Here is a 20074-nt window from a genome sequence, read left to right as displayed (position 1 = left end):
CCGACGTCGGTGATGTTCACCCGAGGATGTCCGACTACTTCTTGTCCTCGGTATCGGCCGCGGGCGCCTCGGCGGAATCATCCGCAGCGGCATCCTCGGTCGCGGCGACCGTCTCGGCGGCGGTCTCCTCGGCGGCGGGAGCCTCGACGACCTCGTCGACGGCCTCGGCGGCCGGGGTCTCCTCGACCACGGTCTCGTCGGCCGGCGCGGCGGGGGCGGCCTGCGAGGCCTGGACCCGACGAGCGCGGTTGGCCTCGGAGGTGACGGTCTGCTCCTGCACGAGCTCGATGATCGCGAGCGGGGCGTTGTCCCCCCGGCGCGGCATCGTCTTGACGACGCGGGTGTAGCCACCCGCGCGCTCGGCGAAGTGCGGGCCGATCTCCGCGAACAACTTGTGGACGACGTCCTTGTCGCGGATGACCTTGAGCACCTCACGCCGGTGGGCCAGCGTGCCGGCCTTGGCGTGGGTGATCAGCTTTTCGGCGTACGGGCGCAGGCGCTTGGCCTTGGCCTCGGTCGTGGTGATGCGGCCGTGCTCGAACAGCGACGTGGCCAGGTTGGCCAGGATCGCCTTCTGGTGCGAGGCCGAACCCCCGAGGCGGGCACCCTTGGTGGGCTTGGGCATTGGAATGTTCTCCTGAACTAGAGCTGTTCGGTCTCGGCGAAGTCCGGCTCGGCGTGATCACCGGCGGTGGTCGACTCGGCGTCGTTCCAGGTACCGGTGTTGACGTCGTAGCCGGGCACGCTCGACGGGTCGAAGGTCGTCGGGCTGTCCTTGAGCGACAGACCCAGCGAATGCAGCTTGACCTTGACCTCGTCGATCGACTTCTGTCCGAAGTTGCGGATGTCGAGCAGATCGGACTCGGTACGAGCCACCAGCTCACCCACGGTGTGGACGCCCTCGCGCTTGAGGCAGTTGTACGAACGCACCGTCAGGTCGAGGTCCTCGATCGGCAGCCCGAACGAGGCGATGTGATCGGCCTCGGCGGGCGAGGGTCCGATCTCGATGCCCTCGGCCTCGACGTTGAGCTCACGGGCCAGACCGAACAACTCGACCAGGGTCTTGCCGGCGGACGCCAGGGCGTCGCGCGGGCTGATCGAGTTCTTGGTCTCGACGTCGAGCACCAACCGGTCGAAGTCGGTGCGCTGCTCGACGCGGGTCGCCTCGACCTTGTACGTCACCTTGAGGACCGGCGAGTAGATCGAGTCGACCGGGATGCGTCCGATCTCGGCCCCGGCCGCCTTGTTCTGCACGGCGGGCACATAGCCGCGGCCCCGCTCGACGACGAGCTCGATCTCGAGCTTGCCCTTGTCGTTGAGGGTCGCGATGTGCAGGTCGGGGTTGTTGACCGTGACACCCGCGGGCGGAACGATGTCACCCGCGGTGACCTCGCCCGGACCCTGCTTGCGCACGTACATCGTCACCGGCTCGTCGTCCTCGGAGGACACCACGAGGCCCTTGAGGTTCAGGATGATGTCGGTGACATCCTCCTTGACCCCGGGGACGGTGGTGAACTCGTGCAGCACGCCGTCGATCCGGATGCTGGTGACCGCGGTGCCGGGAATCGACGAGAGCAGAGTCCGGCGCAGCGAGTTGCCGAGGGTGTAGCCGAAGCCCGGCTCGAGGGGTTCGATGACGAACTTCGAGCGGTTCTCGGCGAGTACTTCCTCGGTCAGCACCGGGCGCTGAGAGATGAGCATGAGTTGTGTGACTCCTATATCCGGCGTCCGCCATATGACGCCACGATGGAACGGAAACCCGGATCCGCGGCGGAGATGTCCTCGGCGGATCCGGGTACCGGTGTTACTTCGAGTAGTACTCGACGATGAGCTGTTCCTGCAGCGGCACCTCGATCTGCGCACGCTCGGGCTCCTGGTGGACCAGGATCCGCAGCCGACCGGGGACGACCTGCAGCCAGCCCGGGACCGGGCGATCGCCGTAGGTCTCGCGAGCGACCTGGAACGGCAGGGTCGCGGCCGACTTGTCCCGAACATCGATGATGTCGTACTGCGAGACGCGGTAGCTGGGGACGTCGACCGGCTTGCCGTTGACCAGGAAGTGACCGTGGGTCACCAGCTGGCGCGCCTGACGACGCGTGCGGGCGATACCGGAGCGGTAGACGACGTTGTCGAGCCGCAGCTCGAGCAGCTTGAGCAGGTTGTCGCCGGTCTTGCCCTTGAGGCGGTTGGCCTCGTCGTAGTAGCGACGGAACTGCTTCTCCAGAACGCCGTAGGAGAAGCGCGCCTTCTGCTTCTCCTGCAGCTGCAGCAGGTACTCGCTCTCCTTGATCCGCGCACGGCCGTGCTGGCCGGGCGGATAGGGGCGACGCTCGAACGCCTGGTCGCCTCCGACGAGGTCGACGCGCAGACGACGCGACTTGCGGGTGATGGGTCCGGTGTAACGGGCCATGATGTTCTACCTTTTTCCTTTCCCGCTTAGACGCGTCGCCGCTTGGGCGGACGGCAACCGTTGTGCGGCTGCGGGGTGACGTCGGAGATCGTGCCGACCTCGAGGCCGGCGGCCTGCAGCGATCGGATCGCCGTCTCGCGACCCGAACCCGGGCCCTTGACGAAGACGTCGACCTTCTTGACGCCGTGTTCCTGCGCCTTGCGGGCGGCATTCTCGGCGGCGAGCTGCGCGGCGAACGGGGTCGACTTGCGCGATCCCTTGAATCCGACGTGGCCGGACGACGCCCAGGAGATCACGTTGCCGTTCGGGTCGGTGATCGACACGATCGTGTTGTTGAACGTGCTCTTGATGTGGGCGTTGCCGTGCGGAACGTTCTTCTTGTCGCGGCGCCGAGTCTTCTGGGTCCGCTTCGGCCCGGCGGTGCGTGCTTTCGGGGGCATGGACTACCTACTTCTTCTTGCCGGCGACGGTGCGCTTCGGACCCTTGCGGGTGCGCGCATTGGTCTTGGTCCGCTGGCCGCGAACCGGAAGGCCACGCCGATGGCGCAGACCCTGGTAGCAGCCGATTTCGATCTTGCGACGAATGTCGGCCTGAACCTCGCGACGCAGGTCACCCTCGACCTTGAGCGTCGCCTCGATGTACTCGCGCAACTTGGCGGTGTCATCGTCGGTCAGATCGCGACTGCGCAGATCCGGACTGATGCCGGTGGCCGAGAGGATCTCCTTCGACCGGGTACGGCCGATGCCGTAGATATAGGTGAGCGCGATCTCCATCCGCTTTTCGCGGGGCAGATCAACGCCGGCAACACGTGCCATGTGGCTGGGTATTCCTAACGTTGTCGCGGAGGTCTACTCCCGCACCGTCCCCCGTTGGGGCACCGGCCTCCGTGCCGGCGGTGGGCCACCCCGTGTGGGTGGCTGGTGTCGAGAGGTCTGCAATTGTTCCTTGCGGAGGGGCTATACCCGCCAAGAAGATCTTCGAGCAGTGGTGATTCGGTCAGCCCTGACGCTGCTTGTGGCGCAGGTTCTCGCAGATCACCATGACCCGCCCGTTACGGCGGATCACCTTGCACTTCTCGCAGATCGGCTTGACGCTCGGCTTGACCTTCACGTCTGTTCGATCTCCTGCTGATTGTTCACCCGGATGGGCAAACGAACGACAGCCCTCGGCCGGTCACCGACGCGTCGATGACCACCCGGGGACTCGGTGGGCGATTACTTGTACCGGTAGACGATGCGTCCACGCGAGAGGTCGTACGGGGACAGTTCGACCAGGACGCGGTCCTCGGGAAGGATGCGGATGTAGTGCTGCCGCATCTTGCCGCTGATGTGGGCGAGCACCTTGTGTCCGTTCTCCAGCTCGATGCGAAACATCGCATTCGGCAGGGGTTCGACCACCCGGCCCTCGACCTCGATTGCGCCGTCCTTCTTAGCCATGTCCTCCGCGATCCCGGCCCGCACGCCTGGTTGCTTGTCTTCGTTTCCGATACGGTGGTGCCCATCGCCGGATGGCGTCGATCCCGTCACCGGGAACAGACACGCCAAAACCGGCGCATACGAGCACCGACCTACAAGAGTACGCCGTGTCGGTGCGCTTTCCCAAACCGCCCCCGAGCCGACGAGTAAAAGCGGACAATCGGGCGATGGTTTCCCGATCGAAGAGCCGCCTCGACGACCGCCCGGACGGGACCACCTCGCTGGGCCGCTACGTCACCGTGCAGGCCCGCACGATCCTCGACGGCCGCGCGGCCCTGCTCGCCGGCGACGACGTCGTGCACGGCACCCGCGTCGCGATCCGCCGCCTGCGCGCGGTGCTGCGGGTCTACGCGCAGTTCCTCGAGCTGACCCCCGACGACGTCGGTCGACTCGACGACGAACTGTCCTGGTACGCGGGCGTCTGGGGGGCGGTGCGCGACGTCCAGGTCCAGCGGCCGATCATCGCCGCCCTCGTCGACGGCCTGCCGCTGCCGCCGCAGGCCCGCTCGGCGGCGGCGGAGGCGATCGACGCCGCTCTCGCCCGCCGCGAGGACGCCGCCCGCGGCGCGCTCGAGGCGACCTTCGACTCGGCGCGCCACCACGATCTCGCCGAGGCCCTCGATCGGTGGGCCGGCGATCCCCCCACCCGGGCGCTGGTGCGGGCGAGCGAGCTGTCCGCGGCCGGTGACCGCGCGGCCGATCGGGCCCACCGGCGTACCCGGCGGGCGATCGCGCGCGGCGAACCGGAGCTGATCCACCGGGCCCGCAAGACGGTCAAACGCGCCCGCTACGCCAACGAGGTCGCCGGCGGCCGGCGGGGCCGGGTCCGCCGACGGTTGTCGCGGTTGACCGGGCTGCAGGACGGGTTGGGCGAATACCAGGACGCCGTGGTCACCGCGGAGTTGGCCGAGTCGCTCGCACCGGAGGTCGATCCGGCCACCACCTTCGTGCTCGGCATGGTGACCCTGCGAGCGCGCGAGCGTGCCGAGGCGCTGCGCGAGGGAGCGATCTCGGCGCCGGGATGACCGCCCATCCGGGTGCTACCGCGCCGATCACCCGGGCGATACGCAATCGACATCCGCCGCTCCGGTTCGATCCATACGATGGCAGGTACGTACGCCGCACGGGCGCCTACAACCGGCGGCGGTACGACAGACGACGGGTGCGCCCCGGCGACGATTGTCGACCGGCCGGCGCACCGGAGAGCGGGGGCGCATATGAAGATGCAGGGCGGTATCGAGGACGGCATCACCTCGGTTCTCGACAACGCATCCCGTCTGCAGGCGCCGGCGGTACAGGCCTACGTCCGCAGGATGCGGCAGCAGCACCCGGACGAGTCCCCCGCGCAGATCATCGAACGCCTCGAGAAGCGCTATCTGCTCGCGGTGACCGGAAGTGGCAGCGCCGCCGGCGCGACCGCGGCGATCCCCGGCGTCGGCACCTTCGCGGCGCTGGCCGCGATCGGCGGAGAGACCGCCTTCTTCCTGGAAGCCTCCGCCCTGCTGGCCCTGTCGGTTGCGGCGGTCCACGAAATCCCCCTCGAGGATCGGCAACGCCGCCGCAGCCTCGTACTCGCCGTCGCCCTCGGCGAGAGCGGAATGGAGGTGATCGAACGAACGGTCGGCGTACGCGGCGTACGCGACCTGATGTCCAAGCGGATCCCCGGCAGCGCGGTCGCCGGCATGAACAAGTCCCTGCTGGCCAAGTTCGTCAAGCGTTTCCTGGCCAAACGCAGCACGCTGATCCTCGGCAAGCTGCTGCCGGCGGGTATCGGCGCGGTGATCGGCGGCGCCGGCAACCGGACGATCGGGCGCGGCGTGGTGCGCAACGCCCGGGAGGCCTTCGGACCGCCGCCGGCCGCCTGGAGGATCGTGCAATTGGCCGACGGGAGCGCCCCGGGATTGCCCGCCGGGGCGACCCCGCAGTTGCCCACCGGGACGTCCGACCGGGCGTGACGACCCGCGGCCGCGCGACCGCTTCGAGCGACCCGCCGGAATAACCGACGAGCGGTCGGGGTTCCAGATGATTGCGGGTCGGTCTCGTTTGCGAAGATTGTCGGGGCGCGGCGCGCACTGGCGATTCGTGGCGCCGCTCGAGCCTATGGGTTTAGCCTTGACCTCAGGCAAAACAGGCCTGTGAGAGATCGATGACGGAAAGTAGGCACTACCGCCGTGAGCAACAGCTCCCCGAACCAGTTCGGACAGAACCAGTGGCTCGTGGACGAGATGTACCAACGATTCCGGCAGGACCCGTCGTCCGTGGATGAAAGCTGGCACGAGTTCCTCGCCGGCTACACCCCGTCGTCCAACGGTGACACCGCGGCGGCCGCACCGGCCAAGGCCGCACAGACCTCGGCTGTGTCCTCGTCGGCGCCGACCGCATCCCGCCCCGCTTCAGCCCCCGTGACCACCGCGCCGAGCCGCCCCGCCGCGGCCCCGACCAACGGCTCCGCGCCGAAGGCGGCCACCCCGGCGCCCGCGCCCGCACCGGTCGCGAAGAAGACTTCTCCCCCGCCGCGCCCGAAGCCACCGACCGTGCCGGCCGGTCCGGCGTCGAATGCCGCCGCGCCGAAGGCCGCCGCCGATCGCGGTGAGCCCGCCGTCGACGTCAACAAGCCGCTGCGCGGTGCCGCCGCCACCGTGGCGAAGAATATGAACGCCTCGCTCGAGATCCCCACCGCCACCAGCGTGCGGGCGATCCCGGTCAAGGCGATGATCGACAACCGCATCGTCATCAACAATCACCTCGCCCGCACCCGCGGCGGCAAGGTCTCCTTCACCCACCTGCTCGGCTACGCGATCGTGCAGGCGGCGAAGAAGTTCCCGAACATCAACCGCCACTACGCGGTGGTCGACGGCAAGCCCAACTCGGTGACCCCGGCGCACATCAACCTCGGCCTGGCGATCGACCTGCCCGGCAAGGACGGCAACCGCTCCCTGGTGGTCGCGGCGATCAAGGGCACCGAGGACCTGTCGTTCTCCGGCTTCCACGCCGCCTACGAGGACGTGGTGCGCCGCGCCCGCGACGGCAAGCTGACCGCCGCCGACTTCCAGGGCGTCACGATCTCGCTGACCAACCCGGGCGGTATCGGCACCGTGCACTCCGTGCCCCGCCTGATGCCCGGCCAGGGCGCGATCATCGGCGCCGGTGCGATGGAGTACCCGGCGGAGTTCCAGGGCGCCAGCGATCAGCGCATCGCCGATATCGGCGTCGGCAAACTGATGACGCTCACCTCGACCTACGACCACCGGATCATCCAGGGCGCCGAGTCCGGCGAATTCCTCAAGACGATCCACCAGCTGCTGCTCTCGGACGACTTCTACGACGAGATCTTCCACGAGCTGTCGATCCCCTACGAGCCGGTCCGGTGGCGTCGGGACGTCGCGCTCAGCGGCGTCGACAAGTCGACCCGGATCCTCGAGCTGATCGAGTCCTACCGTCAGCGCGGCCACCTGATGGCCGACGTCGACCCGCTCAAGCTGGTCCAGGACAAGTTCAAGTCGCACCCCGACCTGGACATCACCACCCACGAACTGACCCTCTGGGACCTCGACCGCGAATTCCACGTCGGCGGCTTCAACGGCCAGGAGCAGATGAAGCTGCGCGACGTGCTCGGCCTGCTGCGCGATTCGTACTGCCGCCACATCGGCGTGGAGTACACCCACATCCTCGAACCCGAGCAGATCAAGTGGATTCGGGAACGGGTGGAGATCAAGCACGTCAAGCCGTCGGTCGCCAAGCAGAAGTACATCCTCAGCCGGCTCAACGCCGCCGAGGCGTTCGAGACCTTCCTGCAGACGAAGTACGTCGGCCAGAAGCGGTTCTCGCTCGAGGGCGCCGAGTCGGTCATCCCGACGATGGACGCGGTGATCGACCAGACCGCCGAATACGGCCTGTCCGAGGTCGTCATCGGCATGCCGCACCGCGGCCGGCTCAACGTGCTGGCCAATATCGTCGGCAAGCCGTACTCGAAGATCTTCACCGAGTTCGAGGGCAACATGAACCCGGCCGGTACGCACGGCTCCGGTGACGTGAAGTACCACCTCGGCGCGGACGGCACCTACATCCAGATGTTCGGCGACAACGACATCAAGGTGTCGCTGACGGCCAACCCGTCGCACCTCGAGGCGGTCGACCCGGTGCTCGAGGGCCTGGTGCGCGCCAAGCAGGAGCTGCGGGCGACGCCGGAGGAGCCCTTCCCGGTGATGGCGTTGATGCTGCACGGCGACGCGGCCTTCGCCGGCCAGGGCGTCGTGGCCGAGACGCTCAACCTCGCGCAGCTCGACGGCTACGCCACCGGCGGCACCGTGCACATCGTGGTCAACAACCAGGTCGGCTTCACCACCTCGCCGGAGGCGTCGCGGTCGAGCCAGTACGCCACCGACGTGGCGAAGATGATCGGCGCGCCGATCTTCCACGTCAACGGCGATGACCCGGAGGCCTGCGATTGGGTGGCCCGCCTGGCGGTCGACTTCCGTCAGCGGTTCCACAACGACGTCGTGATCGACATGATCTGCTACCGCCGGCGCGGTCACAACGAGGGCGACGACCCCTCGATGACCCAGCCGAAGATGTACGACGTCATCGACACCAAGCGCGGTGTCCGCAAGAGCTACACTGAGTCGCTGATCGGCCGCGGTGACATCTCGCTCAAGGAAGCCGACGACGCGCTGCGCGACTACCAGGGCCAGCTCGAACGGGTCTTCAACGAGGTCCGCGAGCTCGAGAAGTACACCCCGGAACCCAGCGAATCGGTCGAGGGCGACCAGAAGCTGCCGGTCAAGCTGTCGACCGCGGTCGACAAGGCCGTCCTGCAGCGCATCGGCGATGCCTTCGTCGAGGTGCCGGAGGGCTTCAACGTCCACTCCCGCGTCCAGCCGGTGCTCGATCGTCGCCGCGAGATGGCCTACGAGGGTGGCGTCGACTGGGCGTTCGCCGAGTTGCTCGCCTTCGGCACCCTGATCGACGAGGGCCGCAATGTCCGCCTGTCGGGTCAGGACTCCCGCCGCGGCACCTTCACCCAGCGCCACTCGGTGCTGATCGACCGGGTCACCGGTGGGGAGTATGTGCCGTTGCAGCGGATCGCCGAGCAGTCGGGCGGCCGCTTCGAGGTCTACGACTCGGCGCTGACCGAGTACGCGGGCCTGGGCTTCGAGTACGGCTACTCGCTCGGCGCGGAGAACGCGTTGGTGCTCTGGGAGGCCCAGTTCGGCGACTTCGTCAACGGCGCCCAGTCGATCATCGACGAGTTCATCTCCTCGGGTGAGGCCAAGTGGGGCCAGCTCTCCGATGTCGTGCTGCTGCTGCCGCACGGCCACGAGGGCCAGGGCCCGGACCACACCTCGGGCCGCATCGAGCGATTCCTGCAGCTGTGCGCCGAGGGCTCGATGACCGTCGCGGTCCCCTCGACCCCGGCGAACTACTTCCACCTGCTGCGGCGGCACGCCCGCGACGGCATCCGTCGCCCGCTGATCGTCTTCACCCCGAAGTCGATGCTGCGCAACAAGCAGGCGGTCAGCCCGATCAAGGACTTCACGGACAACAAGTTCCGGTCGGTCCTCGACGAGCCGACCTTCGTCAACGGCGACGGTGACCGCAGCAAGGTGCGGCGCGTGCTGCTGGTGTCCGGCAAGCTCTACTACGAGCTGGCCGCGCGCAAGAAGAAGGACAACCGCGAGGACGTCGCCATCGTGCGCGTCGAGCAGCTGTACCCGATCCCGGAGTACCGCCTGGCGGAGACCCTCGGCGAGTACCCGAACGCCACGGAGTTCCTGTGGGTTCAGGAGGAGCCGGCCAACCAGGGTGCCTGGCCGTTCCTGGGCCTGGCGCTGCCGGAGAAGCTGCCCGAGAAGCTCGCCGGTATCCGGCGCGTCTCGCGGCGGCCGATGTCCGCGCCGTCGTCGGGTTCGAGCAAGGTCCATGCGGTCGAGCAGCAGGAGATCATCGACACCGCGTTCGGCTGAGCCGACGAGCTGTGAACAAAACCACCGCGGTGGGGCGCCGAGTGCGCCCCACCGCGGTGGTTTTTTCAGGTTCGGGGGTGTTGGTCCACCCGGGCGCGCAGGCTGTCGAGGGCGCCGTCGGAGAAGATCGTCGCCGGCAGGGCCCGCATGGCGAGCGCCAGCACGTCCGCCCGCTCGACCGCCGGATCGCGCAGCCAGGTCACGGTGATCTCCTCGACGAAGGCGATCCAGCCGCGGACGGCGAGTCGGACCGTCGGACCGATCTCGACCCCGATCCCCCCGAGCACGTCGAGCGCCACCTCGGCCTGCGCGGTGCGGGTGCGATCGATGATCTCCCGCAACCGGTCGTCCCCGCCCAGGCCGCCGCGCACCAGCGCCAGATACGTATCCCGGTTTCCCTCGACGTAGTCGAGATAGGCCTCGAGGACCGTCGCCAGCAGCCGGATCGGATCGTCGTGCCATTCGCGCGGGGTGGTGCGCTCGAGCATCTGCCGACCGAGCCACTCGACCACCGCGACGTGGAAATCCCGCTTGGTCGGGAAGTAGTGGAACAGCAGACCGCGCGAGATCCCCGCCCGGTCGGCGATCTCGTCGACCGGTACCTCGGTATAGCGCCGCTCGGCGAAGAGCTGCGCACCCAACCTGACCAGCTGTTCCCGGCGTTCCTCGGGATCGAGACGCGCACGTTTGGGCCCGGCACGGGTCGATCCGGCCGACGCCGGACCGGGTGGGGTCGATCGTTTCACCACGGGCACCGTTCGAGTACTACCACGCTATTGAACAGTTCTCAATAGACTATTGACCAGGACTCAATAGCGGTCCTATCCTACGTACATGGTTCCCCCAGTTACAGACACCACCGCCGCCGAGCAGCCCACGGCGGTCCGCACGGTCGAGGTCGTGATCATCGGCGCCGGCTTCTCCGGTATGGGCGCGGCGATCAGGTTCCTGAAGAAGGGAATCCGCGATCTGGTCATCCTCGATCGCGGACGCGACGTCGGTGGGACGTGGCGCGACAACTCCTACCCCGGTGCCGCCTGCGATGTGCCCTCGCAGCTCTACTCGTTCTCGTTCGCGCCGAACAAGCGGTGGTCGCGGTCGTTCTCCACCCAGCCGGAGATCGAGAGCTACCTGCAGAAGGTCGCGCGCGAGCACAAGCTGCAGGACTACTTCGTCGGCGAGACCTCCGTCGAACGGGCGGTCTGGGACGAGGACAGCAAGCGCTGGCACGTCCACACCAACCGCGGTCTCTACGTCTGCCGATTCCTCGTCGGCGCGGTCGGTCCGCTCTGCGAACCGAACCTGCCGGATATCGCGGGCATCGAGTCGTTCGAGGGCGAGATCTTCCATTCGGCCCGCTGGAACCACGACGTTCCGCTCGACGGCAAGCGCGTCGCGCTGATCGGTACCGGCGCCTCCGCGATCCAGATCGGCCCGAAGGTCGCCCCGCTGGCCGAGCGCCTCGACGTCTACCAGCGCACCGCACCCTGGATCGCGCCGCGCGTCGACCGGCCGTATACCCGCGCCGAGAAGCTGGCCTACCGCTACATCCCCGGCGCGACCCGCCTCGCCCGCCTCGGCGTCTACCTCAGTCGGGAGACCCAGGCGATCGGCATGACCCGGCAGCCGGGGGCGCTGCGGGCCCTCGAGGTGATCTCCAAGGCCTTCATCCGCGCTCAGGTCGCCGACCCGAAGCTGCGCAAGGCGGTCACCCCGAACTACCGGCTCGGCTGCAAGCGGATCCTGATCTCCAACGCCTGGTACCCGACGCTGGGTCGCTCGAACGTCGATCTGGTGACCGACGGCATCGCCGAGGTCCGCCCGAACGCGATCGTGACCACCGACGGCACCGTGCGGGAGGTCGACGCGATCATCGTCGCCACCGGCTTCCACGTCACCGACTCCCCCGTCTTCGGCTCGATCATCGGATCCGGCGGCCGATCGCTGGCGGACGTCTTCGACGAACACGGCATGCAGGGCTACAAGGGCATGACGACGCACGGCTTCCCGAACCTGTTCCTGATGATCGGCCCGAATACCGGGCTCGGCCACACCTCGATGGTCTACATGATCGAGTCACAGCTCAACTACCTGACGGACGCGATGGTCACCGCCCGCCGGTACGGCCTGCGCCGTGTCGAGGTCACCGCCGAAGCCCAGGACGAGTACAACGCCGGTATCCAGGAGCGCATGAAGAAGACCATCTGGGTCAACGGCGGCTGCTCGAGCTGGTACAAGGACAAGCACGGCAACGTCACCACGCTGTGGCCGGACTTCACCTTCGAGTTCCGCAAGATCACTCGCACCTTCGACCCGGAGGCCTACGCGATCGGCGGCGCCGGGTCTCCGCGGGTCGACGCGATCGGCTCGGCACCGAGCGCCGGGAGCAACGGCGAAACCGCGCCGAGCATCGGGGCCGGCGGCGAAACCGCGCTGGACGCCGCGTCGGCGACACCCCCCGATCGTGCGGACGTCGCTGCGCCCGCCCATGCTGAACACGTCGACACCACGACCACTGTGGAGGTAGCCCGATGACCTCGGATCGCGAAGCGTTTGCCGGCAAGGTGGCTGTCGTCACCGGCGCCGGTTCGGGTATCGGCCGCGCCCTGGCGCTCGGCCTGACCGAGCGGGGCGCCCGGTTGGCGCTCAGCGACGTCGATACCACCGGCCTGGCCGAGACGGTCCGGCTGGTCGAGGCCGCCGGCGGCGAGGCGCATGCGCAGCCATTGGACGTCTCCGAACGCGAGGCGGTGCTCGAATACGCCGCGACGGTCGCCGATCACTTCGGGGTGATCCACCAGATCTACAACAACGCGGGTATCGCCCACCACGGCGAGGTGGAGACCACGGAGTTCAAGGACTTCGACCGGGTGATGGACGTCGATTTCTGGGGTGTCGTACACGGAACCAAGGCTTTCCTGCCGCACCTGATCGCCTCCGGTGACGGGCACGTCATCAACATCTCGTCGCTCTTCGGGCTGCTGTCGATGCCCGGTCAGTCCGCCTACAACGCGGCGAAGTTCGCGGTGCGCGGGTTCACCGAGTCGCTGCGTCAGGAGATGCTGATCGAGCAGCGTCCGGTGCGGGTGACCTGCGTCCACCCGGGCGGGATCAAGACCGCGATCGCCCGCAATGCCACGGTTTCCGGTGATCACGAGCAGCAGAGCGTCGCGCAGCTGTTCGACAAGCGGCTCGCCCGGCTGACCCCGGAGCAGGCGGCGACGATCATCCTCGACGGTGTCCGGAAGAACCGGCCGCGGGTGTTGGTCGGCGCCGACGCGATCGCCCTCGATCTGGTGGTCCGCATCCTCGGACCGGCCTACCAGCGTGTGGTGGCGGTGGCCGCCAAGCGCGTCCTGCCCTGATCGACCGTCGACCCGAACGCGGGGCCGAGTCCTTTCGAGGGTTCGGCCCCGCTTCGTGTTGCCGGCCGCCGTCCGCTCAGGAGCGCTCGGCCATCCAGGTACCGGTGACCTCGCCGATCGAACGGCCGGAGTCGATCTGGTCGAGCATCGCCTCGACATCGGCGGTGGTCAGCTCACCGGCGATCACGTTGAGCGCGAGGATCTGATCGGAATCGAGTTCGCCGGAGCGGAACACCGGGATGACGTTGTTGGGGCGTTCCGGGGCCGGCTCGATCGGTGTGGTTTCGACCGCCGGCGCGTCGATCGGTGTGGTGTCGATCGGAGTGGTCTCGATCGGTGCCGGCTCGGTCGGTGCCGGCTCGATCGGCGGTGTCTCGGGTGCGCCGGTGGCGCTCGGCGGCGCCGCAACGGTCTCGAGTCCCGGCACAGCGGGGTCGGCCGACGCGGGCAGGTCGGCCGGCACGCTCGCGGCCGGCAGGGTGGCCGATTCGGCGAAGTCCCCCACCGACAGCCCGATCGGCAGGGCGCGACTGAGTTCGACGAAGGTCGCCTCCGCGTCGGCGTCCGGGACGTCGAGCCGCCACAGCGGTTCGAGGTGATCGACCAGGTCGCCCATCGATTCGGGGACGAGGGTCAGGGCCCCGGCGTCGAGGTCGGCCAGCGATCGCTGCCGTTGTCGCGGATCGACGTCGAGCCGCACATCGGTCCCGCGGGCGGACAGGATGCCGGCGTAGAGGCGGGCGACCACGGCGGAGGCCTCGTCGGCGCCGACCCCGATCACCACCTGCCGCGATTCGCCCCGCGGGGAGGTGGACCCGGGCTCGGGGATGCGGGCGCAGGCGGTGAGGGTCAGGCCGATCGCGGCCGTCGCCACGATCCGCAGCAACCGGCGCCGGTCACCCGTTCGACGTCCTACCCTTCGCGACACCGCACCACGATAGACCGCCGCGCCGCGGACGCGGACCACCGATCGGTCCCGCGTCCGTGGATCGGGCAACGTTCACCTCTCGCCCGAACCGGATCCGCCCGGTCAGGACTGGTCGGGCACCTTCGGCAGCACGAACAGCGTCGAGACGCTGACGATGATCAGCGCGATCGCGCCGACGATCACGAAGGTGCCGAGCGCGGCGGCCGGCATCGTCCAGACGACGATCGCGGCGACGATGCCGAGCAGGCCGGACACGATCGCCCACCAGCGCGGACCGGTGGTTGCGCCGGAGATGCCCGCGGCGATGTCGAAGATGCCGCCGACCAGCCAGGCCGCGCCGATCCAGATCGCGAGGAAGAACAGCGTCCCCACCGGGTTGAGCAGGGCGACAAAGCCGGCGACCACCATCAGGGCGCCGAGAATGCCCAGCAGCCAACGCATTCCGGTGGGCAGGACGCCGAACGCGATCGCCGCGGCGAGCCGGTGCACGCCGCCGACGATCACGCCGAAGCCGAGCAGGTAGGCGATCGCCACCAGCGTGGCGCCGGGCCACACCAGCGCGGCGATACCGAGCGCGATGCCGAGGACCGCGCCGATGATGCCGAGACGGCGCATTCCCTTGGCGAGGGCGACGATCGGCGCGTCGGGAGGTGTCGCCGACGATCCGACCGTGGGTTCGGGGGTCGACGATTCGGGAGTGGTCATCGTGGTCCTTATGTATGACGGCCGAGAGACGCGTGCGCCGACCCCCGGGCTGCGATCACGGGCACGAAACAACGGTGTACGCCGATCAATCTATTACGCCGCCTGCCGAATCGGCGTCCCACACCACGATATTTGCCGGCGCGAACAACACCCGACGCATGCCGTCCCACGGACAGAACCGCCCGACGGCCCGGGTGATCCGGGTGTCGGGCGGTTCCGTACGTCTCGGGAGGGTCAGACGCCGGCCTGGTCCTCGCGGGCGACGCGGGCCACGGCGGCGGCGACGGCGGTCGCCACCCGCGGATCGAGCGGGCTCGGCACGATCATCTCGGCGGACAGGTCGTCGCCGACCACCTCGACGATCGCGCGGGCCGCGGCGAGCTTCATCGCCTCGGTGATCCGTCGTGCGCCGGCGTCGAGCGCGCCGCGGAAGACGCCGGGGAAGGCGAGCACGTTGTTGATCTGGTTGGGGAAGTCGCTGCGCCCGGTGGCGACGATCGCCGCGTGGCGACGCGCGATGTCCGGGTGGATCTCCGGGGTCGGGTTCGACATCGCGAAGACGATCGAGTTGGGGCGCATCGTCGCGATCAGTTCCTCGTCGACGGTGCCGGCCGACAGGCCGATGAACACGTCCGCCTCGGCGAGGGCTTCGGCGATGCCGCCGGTCAGTCCGCGCGGGTTGGTGCGGCCGGCCACCGACTTCTTGATGTCGTTGAGGTCGCCGCGGCCGGATTCGACGATGCCGCGCGAGTCGAGCACCACGATGTCCGGGATGCCGGCGGCGAGCAGGATCTCGGTGCAGGCGACGCCCGCCGCTCCGGCACCGCTGATCACCACGCGCAGCGGGGCCATCGGCCGGTCGAGCACCTTGGCGGCGCCCTCGAGCGCGGCGAGCACCACGATCGCGGTGCCGTGCTGGTCGTCGTGCATCACCGGACAGTCGAGGGCTTCGATCACGCGGCGCTCGATCTCGAAGCAGCGCGGAGCGGAGATGTCCTCGAGGTTGACCGCGCCGAAGGTCGGGCGCAGGCGGATGAGGGTCTCGACGATCTCGTCGACGTCGGTGGTGTCCAGCACGATCGGGATCGAGTTGAGGCCGGCGAACGACCGGAAGAGGGCCGCCTTGCCCTCCATGACCGGCAGCGAGGCGCGCGGGCCGATGTCGCCGAGTCCGAGCACCGCGGTGCCGTCGCTGACCACGGCCACCAGGCGGCTCGCCCAGGTATAGGTATCCGCCAGCGAGGGGTCCTCGGCGATGGCGAGCGACACCTTGGCCACGCCGGGGGTATAGGCGATCGACAGATCGCGCTTGGTGGTCAACGGGGCACGCAGGTCGATCTCGAGCTTGCCGCCGAGGTGGCCCTCGAAGATGTCCTCGTCGGTGATCGGTCGGTCGTCCGCGACCGAGATGTCGACGGCCGAACCGGTTTCGGTGGCACCAGTCATCGCAAACTCCCATAGGTTGCCGGCGGGGGCGGTACGTCGGGCGGCCGCGTGGTCGCGCCGGTACGTCTACCGCTGATGAATTCGTCACAGTCTAGACGGAGGGTTCGGCGCCCCCTCCGGAACCCGTCAACCGGCCCTGACCGACCGGCCGGGTGGGTGGATGGGCGGACGGATGGGCGGTCAATTCCCGAACAGGCCCGCGGGCGTGGAGTCCGTCCACCCCGACTCCACGACCACCCTCGCAGCGGTCAATTCCCGAAGAGGCCGGCGGGCGTGGAGTCCGTCCACCACTGACTCCACAGGACGGCGAAGACGAGGGCGACGATCATCAGGCTGGCGAGGGCGGCGGCCGCGCGCGAGGTGCGCCGGGCGTCGGCCAGTACCTGCAGGACCACCGCACCGATCGCCGCGACGACGTGCACGACCAGCGAGGTCGCCCCGGGCCCGGCGCCGACCGATTCGATCCGGGATACGACGATCACCCCGATCGCCAGGACCACCAGACCGCCGGCGAGCACGCCGCTGATCGACCTGAGCACCGTCATCCCCGACCTCCGATCACCGCGACACCGTGCGCGCGCTCGACCAGCCGCCGGTACTGCTCGGGGGCGGTGGTCCGGGCGCCGAGCGGGGTGGTCTTGTTCGCGCCGTGATAGTCCGACGATCCGGTGACCACCAGGTCGTAGCGTTCGGCGAGGTCGCGCAGTTCGGCGGCATCGGACGCGTCGTGGTCCGGGTGGTCGACCTCCACTCCGTCGAGCGCGCCGGCGGCGGCGAGCCGTTCGATGTGCTCGGTGGCCAGCAGCCGTCCCCGGCGCGCCGCCCGGCCGTGGGCGAGCACCGAGACCCCACCGGCCCGTCGGACCAACGCGACCGCCTCGTCGAGCGGGGTTTCGGCCTTGGCCACGTGGTACGGCCCGTCGGAGCGCAGGTAGCGGCGGAAGGCCTCGTCCAGGGAGTCGACGACGCCGGCGCGGACGAGTAGACCCGCGAGATGTGGTCGGCCGATCGAATCGTTGTCGGTGGGCAGGTCGTCGGGGTCGACCGGCAGGCCGTCGTCGCGCATCAGCTCGGCCATGCGGCGCAGGCGGCGCGGTCGATCGGAGCCGACCCGGTCGCGTTCGGCCGCCAGGTCGGGCTGGTCGGGGTCGAAGAGGTAGGCGAGCAGGTGCAGGGAGACCGGTCGGCCATCCTGCCCGTCGCCGACGCAGGACATCTCCATCCCCCGCACCAGGGCGATGTCGGGGAGGCGCTCCGCCGCCGCGGTGGCATCGTCCCACCCGGCCACCGTGTCGTGATCGGTCAGCGCAATCACATCGATACCGTCGGCTGCGGCCAACGCCACCACCCGACCGGGTGTGTCGGTTCCATCCGATGCGGTTGAATGCGAATGCAGGTCGATCAGCACGTTCACAGTCTGTCAGGCGATAGTCGTATCAATCCCGGGACCCGACACTGGAGTCGGTCCCGGGTGAACCGGTTCCGCGGAGGAGGTCGTCGATGAACGGATTTGGCCGACTGAACCGCAAGCCCCCCGCCGAGCACCGGTCTCCCCTGGAGGCGATCCCGGTACCCGCGGCGCGGGCGGTCATCGACTGCGCGGTCTACATCGAGGGTTTGCGCCTGCCCGGCACCTTCACCTACCGGGCGGCGCTGGCGGAGGTGCGCCGACGCGGCGAGGGATTCGTCTGGCTCGGGCTGCTCGAGCCGGACGCCCGTCAGATGATGGATGTCGCGGAGACCTTCGGTCTGCACGAGTTGGTGGTCGAGGACGTCGTGCAGGCGCATCAGCGGCCCAAGCTCGAGCGCTACGACGACCTGCTCTTCCTCGTCCTGCGCACGATCAACTACATCGAGCACGACGCGGTCGACGCGGTCAGCGAGATCGTGCAGACCGGCGAGCTGATGGTGCTGTGCGCGCCGGACTTCGTGGTGACCGTGCGGCACGGGGAGCATTCCGGACTCGGGTCGCTGCGCAAGTCGCTCGAGGCGACCGCCGAGCGGCTCGCCCAGGGACCGACCACCGTGATGCACGCGATCGCCGATATGGCGGTCGACCGCTATCTGACGGTGGTCGAGGCGATGGCCGAGGACGTCGCGGAGATCGAGGAGAAGGTCTTCGGGCCGCGCGGCCGGATCATCCCGATCGACCAGTCACACATGCTCAAGCGGGAGTTGATCGAGTTCCGCCGCGCGGTCGCCCCGCTCGACGGTCCGCTGCGTCGGCTGCTCGCCACCCCGGATCTGGTCCCGAAGGCGGTGCGCCGGTACTTCCGGGATGTCGCGGACCATCAGGCCACGGTGACCGACCGGATCGCCGAACTCGACGAGACCCTCAACTCGATGATCAGCGCGGCCATGGGTCGCGTCGCAATGGCCCAGAACGAGGACATGCGGAAGATCTCCGCCTGGGTGGCGATCGCCGCGGTCCCGACCATGATGGCCGGTATCTACGGGATGAACTTCGAGAACATGCCCGAACTGAGCTGGCACTACGGCTATTTCACCCTGCTGAGCATCATGTTCTCGGCCTGCCTGCTGCTCTTCGTCACCTTCCGCCGCAACCACTGGTTGTAGGCGGCGATCAGAGTTCGACGCCGGCGCGGGTCGGATCGGTCAGATCGATACCCGCCTCGGTCCAGGCCTCGACGAGCGCGTCTACTCCGCGCAGCCGCAGCCAGGCCGCCTCGGTCGCGGTGATCGGCACCGCCCGCAGGAAGCGCACCGGCTCCGCGGGCGGGTCGAGCGGCAGATCCCGGGCGGCCTCGGCCCGCAGCACCACCGCTGTGAACGGCGCACCGTCCCAGAGCGGTTCACCCGCGTCGAGCAGCAGGTCGGGGCGCAGGACGACACCCTCGACGGCGGGAGCGGCCGCGAATGTCGCCAGGGTGCGCACGACGCCGCCGCCCGAGGCGAGTCCGCCGCGCACCGCCAGGATCACCTCGGCGCGGGGCCCGGCCACCGGGTCGACCACCATCTCGGTGGGGTCGCCCATGGGGTGGCGGGAGCAGCCGATGGTCGCGTAGCGCACGATCGCGTCGGAATCCGCGGGGAAGCGCGCGATCTCGATCGGTTCGACGCCCAGGAAGGTCACCGAGGCACTGGCCGGGGCGCCGACGTCGAAGGTCTCGGTCAGATGGGCTCGGACCCGGTCGACGATGTCCGCGCTCACGCGTTGGTCACCGAGGCGCTCAGATCGCCAACCGGGCGAGCAGATCCCGGGCGCGCTCCGCAGACTTCGGTTCGCACAGCACGTCGTAGCGACCGGCGACCAGCTGCATCGTCGAGGCGAAGTCGCGCTGGCCGCGGGTCATCGCGTAGGGGATCGCGGCGGTGATCACGCCGAAGACGATGCCGCCGAGCACACAGAACATGATCGCGGCGAGGATCTGGTTGGTGAAGATGCCGATGAAGGCACCGATGAACGCGCCGAGCCAGGCACCGGAGGCGACGCCGCCACCGATGACCTTCGGCCAGGTCAGCCGGCCGATCACGCGCTCGACCTGCATGAGGTCGACGCCGACGATCGTCAGGTCCTCGACCGAGAAGTGTTGATCCGACAGGTGATCGACGGCGCGCTGCGCCTCGGCGTAGGTTCCGTAGGAACCCACCGGCCAGCCCGACGGTGGGGTAGGCAGGTTGCCCGGTTGTTGGGCGGGCCGTGCCATGGGATTGGTCATAACCCCCATTGTGCCCGTACCCCGGCGACGATTCTCGCCGCGCCCGGCCGGCTTCCGGCCGGGCGGGGGTGACCGCCCGGAACTCACCGGACGGTGCGGGT

General features: G+C 68.9%; 21 protein-coding genes. 6 read left to right on the top strand and 15 right to left on the bottom strand.

The genetic code is table 11. The features are described 5' to 3' along the window. Nucleotides 1-34: 34 nt before the first annotated feature. The 7 genes from rplQ to infA form a co-directional block, all read right to left on the bottom strand. On the bottom strand, nucleotides 35-625 hold the full coding sequence (gene rplQ / locus MB1_RS07525; protein WP_066905317.1) for a 50S ribosomal protein L17: 591 nt from the start codon (nucleotides 623-625) through the stop codon (nucleotides 35-37). Nucleotides 626-642: 17 nt separating this feature from the next. Beyond that, complete coding sequence (locus tag MB1_RS07520) at nucleotides 643-1701, bottom strand: DNA-directed RNA polymerase subunit alpha (RefSeq protein ID WP_066905315.1); 1059 nt, start codon at nucleotides 1699-1701, stop codon at nucleotides 643-645. Between the two features lie 103 nt (nucleotides 1702-1804). Then, nucleotides 1805-2410 (bottom strand): 30S ribosomal protein S4, encoded by a 606-nt coding sequence (gene rpsD / locus MB1_RS07515; protein WP_066905313.1) that lies wholly within the window; start codon nucleotides 2408-2410, stop codon nucleotides 1805-1807. A 26-nt stretch (nucleotides 2411-2436) separates the two neighbouring features. Beyond that, nucleotides 2437-2850, bottom strand: coding sequence for a 30S ribosomal protein S11 (gene rpsK / locus MB1_RS07510; RefSeq protein ID WP_066905311.1), 414 nt, complete (start codon nucleotides 2848-2850; stop codon nucleotides 2437-2439). 7 nt (nucleotides 2851-2857) lie between these two features. Further along, the gene (rpsM, locus tag MB1_RS07505; RefSeq protein WP_066905308.1) at nucleotides 2858-3226 is read right to left on the bottom strand and encodes a 30S ribosomal protein S13; all 369 of its coding nucleotides are present in this window, start codon (nucleotides 3224-3226) and stop codon (nucleotides 2858-2860) included. Nucleotides 3227-3407: 181 nt separating this feature from the next. Next, nucleotides 3408-3521 (bottom strand): 50S ribosomal protein L36, encoded by a 114-nt coding sequence (rpmJ, locus tag MB1_RS07500; protein ID WP_026917227.1) that lies wholly within the window; start codon nucleotides 3519-3521, stop codon nucleotides 3408-3410. 104 nt (nucleotides 3522-3625) lie between these two features. Next, complete coding sequence (gene infA, locus MB1_RS07495; RefSeq protein WP_066905648.1) at nucleotides 3626-3847, bottom strand: translation initiation factor IF-1; 222 nt, start codon at nucleotides 3845-3847, stop codon at nucleotides 3626-3628. Between the two features lie 206 nt (nucleotides 3848-4053). On the opposite strand from infA, the gene MB1_RS07490 reads away from it, so the two are divergent. The 3 genes from MB1_RS07490 to MB1_RS07480 all read left to right on the top strand — a co-directional run bounded on the left by MB1_RS07490 (nucleotide 4054) and on the right by MB1_RS07480 (nucleotide 9849). Continuing rightward, on the top strand, nucleotides 4054-4911 hold the full coding sequence (locus tag MB1_RS07490; RefSeq protein WP_066905306.1) for a CHAD domain-containing protein: 858 nt from the start codon (nucleotides 4054-4056) through the stop codon (nucleotides 4909-4911). A gap of 192 nt (nucleotides 4912-5103) precedes the next feature. After that, entirely contained in the window at nucleotides 5104-5841 is a 738-nt protein-coding gene (locus tag MB1_RS07485; protein ID WP_066905304.1) for a hypothetical protein, read from the top strand. A 216-nt stretch (nucleotides 5842-6057) separates the two neighbouring features. Next, nucleotides 6058-9849, top strand: a complete 3792-nt coding sequence (locus tag MB1_RS07480; RefSeq protein WP_084351136.1) for a multifunctional oxoglutarate decarboxylase/oxoglutarate dehydrogenase thiamine pyrophosphate-binding subunit/dihydrolipoyllysine-residue succinyltransferase subunit — start codon at nucleotides 6058-6060, stop codon at nucleotides 9847-9849. A gap of 65 nt (nucleotides 9850-9914) precedes the next feature. On the opposite strand, the gene MB1_RS07475 is transcribed toward MB1_RS07480, so the two are convergent. Continuing rightward, entirely contained in the window at nucleotides 9915-10595 is a 681-nt protein-coding gene (locus tag MB1_RS07475) for a TetR/AcrR family transcriptional regulator (protein ID WP_066905644.1), read from the bottom strand. Between the two features lie 88 nt (nucleotides 10596-10683). Here MB1_RS07475 and MB1_RS07470 point away from each other — a divergent pair, with 88 nt between their 5' ends. Together MB1_RS07470 and MB1_RS07465 are read left to right on the top strand one after the other, a co-directional pair. Further along, nucleotides 10684-12384: a flavin-containing monooxygenase gene (locus MB1_RS07470; protein ID WP_084351134.1), complete on the top strand. Its 1701-nt coding sequence runs from the start codon at nucleotides 10684-10686 to the stop codon at nucleotides 12382-12384. Beyond that, a complete protein-coding gene (locus tag MB1_RS07465; RefSeq protein ID WP_066905302.1) occupies nucleotides 12381-13214 on the top strand; it encodes an SDR family NAD(P)-dependent oxidoreductase in 834 nt (277 codons plus the stop codon). Before MB1_RS07470 ends, MB1_RS07465 begins: the two co-directional genes overlap by 4 nt. Nucleotides 13215-13290: 76 nt before the next feature. Here the strand turns inward: MB1_RS07465 and MB1_RS07460 are convergent, their stop codons facing one another. The 5 genes from MB1_RS07460 to MB1_RS07440 form a co-directional block, all read right to left on the bottom strand. After that, nucleotides 13291-14142 carry a type 2 periplasmic-binding domain-containing protein gene (locus tag MB1_RS07460; RefSeq protein WP_157083944.1) on the bottom strand — a complete coding sequence of 284 codons (852 nt, stop codon included), beginning with the start codon at nucleotides 14140-14142 and terminating at the stop codon, nucleotides 13291-13293. Between the two features lie 102 nt (nucleotides 14143-14244). Further along, complete coding sequence (locus MB1_RS07455; protein WP_066905296.1) at nucleotides 14245-14847, bottom strand: HdeD family acid-resistance protein; 603 nt, start codon at nucleotides 14845-14847, stop codon at nucleotides 14245-14247. A gap of 234 nt (nucleotides 14848-15081) precedes the next feature. Further along, the gene (locus tag MB1_RS07450; protein WP_066905294.1) at nucleotides 15082-16293 is read right to left on the bottom strand and encodes an NAD(P)-dependent malic enzyme; all 1212 of its coding nucleotides are present in this window, start codon (nucleotides 16291-16293) and stop codon (nucleotides 15082-15084) included. 248 nt (nucleotides 16294-16541) lie between these two features. Beyond that, nucleotides 16542-16838, bottom strand: coding sequence for a hypothetical protein (locus MB1_RS07445; protein WP_066905292.1), 297 nt, complete (start codon nucleotides 16836-16838; stop codon nucleotides 16542-16544). Continuing rightward, the gene (locus tag MB1_RS07440) at nucleotides 16835-17701 is read right to left on the bottom strand and encodes a PHP domain-containing protein (RefSeq protein ID WP_066905642.1); all 867 of its coding nucleotides are present in this window, start codon (nucleotides 17699-17701) and stop codon (nucleotides 16835-16837) included. Before MB1_RS07440 ends, MB1_RS07445 begins: the two co-directional genes overlap by 4 nt. Before the next feature lie 92 nt (nucleotides 17702-17793). Between MB1_RS07440 and MB1_RS07435 the strand changes: the two genes are divergently transcribed. Then, nucleotides 17794-18870: a magnesium and cobalt transport protein CorA gene (locus MB1_RS07435; RefSeq protein WP_066905290.1), complete on the top strand. Its 1077-nt coding sequence runs from the start codon at nucleotides 17794-17796 to the stop codon at nucleotides 18868-18870. A gap of 7 nt (nucleotides 18871-18877) precedes the next feature. On the opposite strand, the gene MB1_RS07430 is transcribed toward MB1_RS07435, so the two are convergent. Both MB1_RS07430 and MB1_RS07425 read right to left on the bottom strand, forming a co-directional pair. After that, nucleotides 18878-19465 (bottom strand): suppressor of fused domain protein, encoded by a 588-nt coding sequence (locus tag MB1_RS07430; protein ID WP_066905289.1) that lies wholly within the window; start codon nucleotides 19463-19465, stop codon nucleotides 18878-18880. Nucleotides 19466-19484: 19 nt separating this feature from the next. Continuing rightward, a complete protein-coding gene (locus MB1_RS07425; protein WP_066905288.1) occupies nucleotides 19485-19973 on the bottom strand; it encodes a YflT domain-containing protein in 489 nt (162 codons plus the stop codon). Between the last annotated feature and the right edge of the window lie 101 nt (nucleotides 19974-20074).

Source organism: Millisia brevis NBRC 105863, from assembly GCF_001552615.1.
GTDB classification, from domain to species: domain Bacteria; phylum Actinomycetota; class Actinomycetes; order Mycobacteriales; family Mycobacteriaceae; genus Millisia; species Millisia brevis.
The sequence above is the reverse complement of the archived record's forward strand: the minus strand, read 5'-3'. Positions and strand labels throughout refer to the sequence as shown.

What these genes read in the sequence shown, in the direction of transcription:
- rplQ (WP_066905317.1), bottom strand. Translation starts at nt 625, where the DNA reads ATGCCCAAGCCCACCAAGGGTGCCCGCCTCGGGGGTTCGGCCTCGCAC.
- MB1_RS07520 (WP_066905315.1), bottom strand. Translation starts at nt 1,701, where the DNA reads ATGCTCATCTCTCAGCGCCCGGTGCTGACCGAGGAAGTACTCGCCGAG.
- rpsD (WP_066905313.1), bottom strand. Translation starts at nt 2,410, where the DNA reads ATGGCCCGTTACACCGGACCCATCACCCGCAAGTCGCGTCGTCTGCGC.
- rpsK (WP_066905311.1), bottom strand. Translation starts at nt 2,850, where the DNA reads ATGCCCCCGAAAGCACGCACCGCCGGGCCGAAGCGGACCCAGAAGACT.
- rpsM (WP_066905308.1), bottom strand. Translation starts at nt 3,226, where the DNA reads ATGGCACGTGTTGCCGGCGTTGATCTGCCCCGCGAAAAGCGGATGGAG.
- infA (WP_066905648.1), bottom strand. Translation starts at nt 3,847, where the DNA reads ATGGCTAAGAAGGACGGCGCAATCGAGGTCGAGGGCCGGGTGGTCGAA.
- MB1_RS07490 (WP_066905306.1), top strand. Translation starts at nt 4,054, where the DNA reads ATGGTTTCCCGATCGAAGAGCCGCCTCGACGACCGCCCGGACGGGACC.
- MB1_RS07485 (WP_066905304.1), top strand. Translation starts at nt 5,104, where the DNA reads ATGAAGATGCAGGGCGGTATCGAGGACGGCATCACCTCGGTTCTCGAC.
- MB1_RS07470 (WP_084351134.1), top strand. Translation starts at nt 10,684, where the DNA reads ATGGTTCCCCCAGTTACAGACACCACCGCCGCCGAGCAGCCCACGGCG.
- MB1_RS07465 (WP_066905302.1), top strand. Translation starts at nt 12,381, where the DNA reads ATGACCTCGGATCGCGAAGCGTTTGCCGGCAAGGTGGCTGTCGTCACC.
- MB1_RS07455 (WP_066905296.1), bottom strand. Translation starts at nt 14,847, where the DNA reads ATGACCACTCCCGAATCGTCGACCCCCGAACCCACGGTCGGATCGTCG.
- MB1_RS07450 (WP_066905294.1), bottom strand. Translation starts at nt 16,293, where the DNA reads ATGACTGGTGCCACCGAAACCGGTTCGGCCGTCGACATCTCGGTCGCG.
- MB1_RS07445 (WP_066905292.1), bottom strand. Translation starts at nt 16,838, where the DNA reads ATGACGGTGCTCAGGTCGATCAGCGGCGTGCTCGCCGGCGGTCTGGTG.
- MB1_RS07435 (WP_066905290.1), top strand. Translation starts at nt 17,794, where the DNA reads ATGAACGGATTTGGCCGACTGAACCGCAAGCCCCCCGCCGAGCACCGG.
- MB1_RS07425 (WP_066905288.1), bottom strand. Translation starts at nt 19,973, where the DNA reads ATGACCAATCCCATGGCACGGCCCGCCCAACAACCGGGCAACCTGCCT.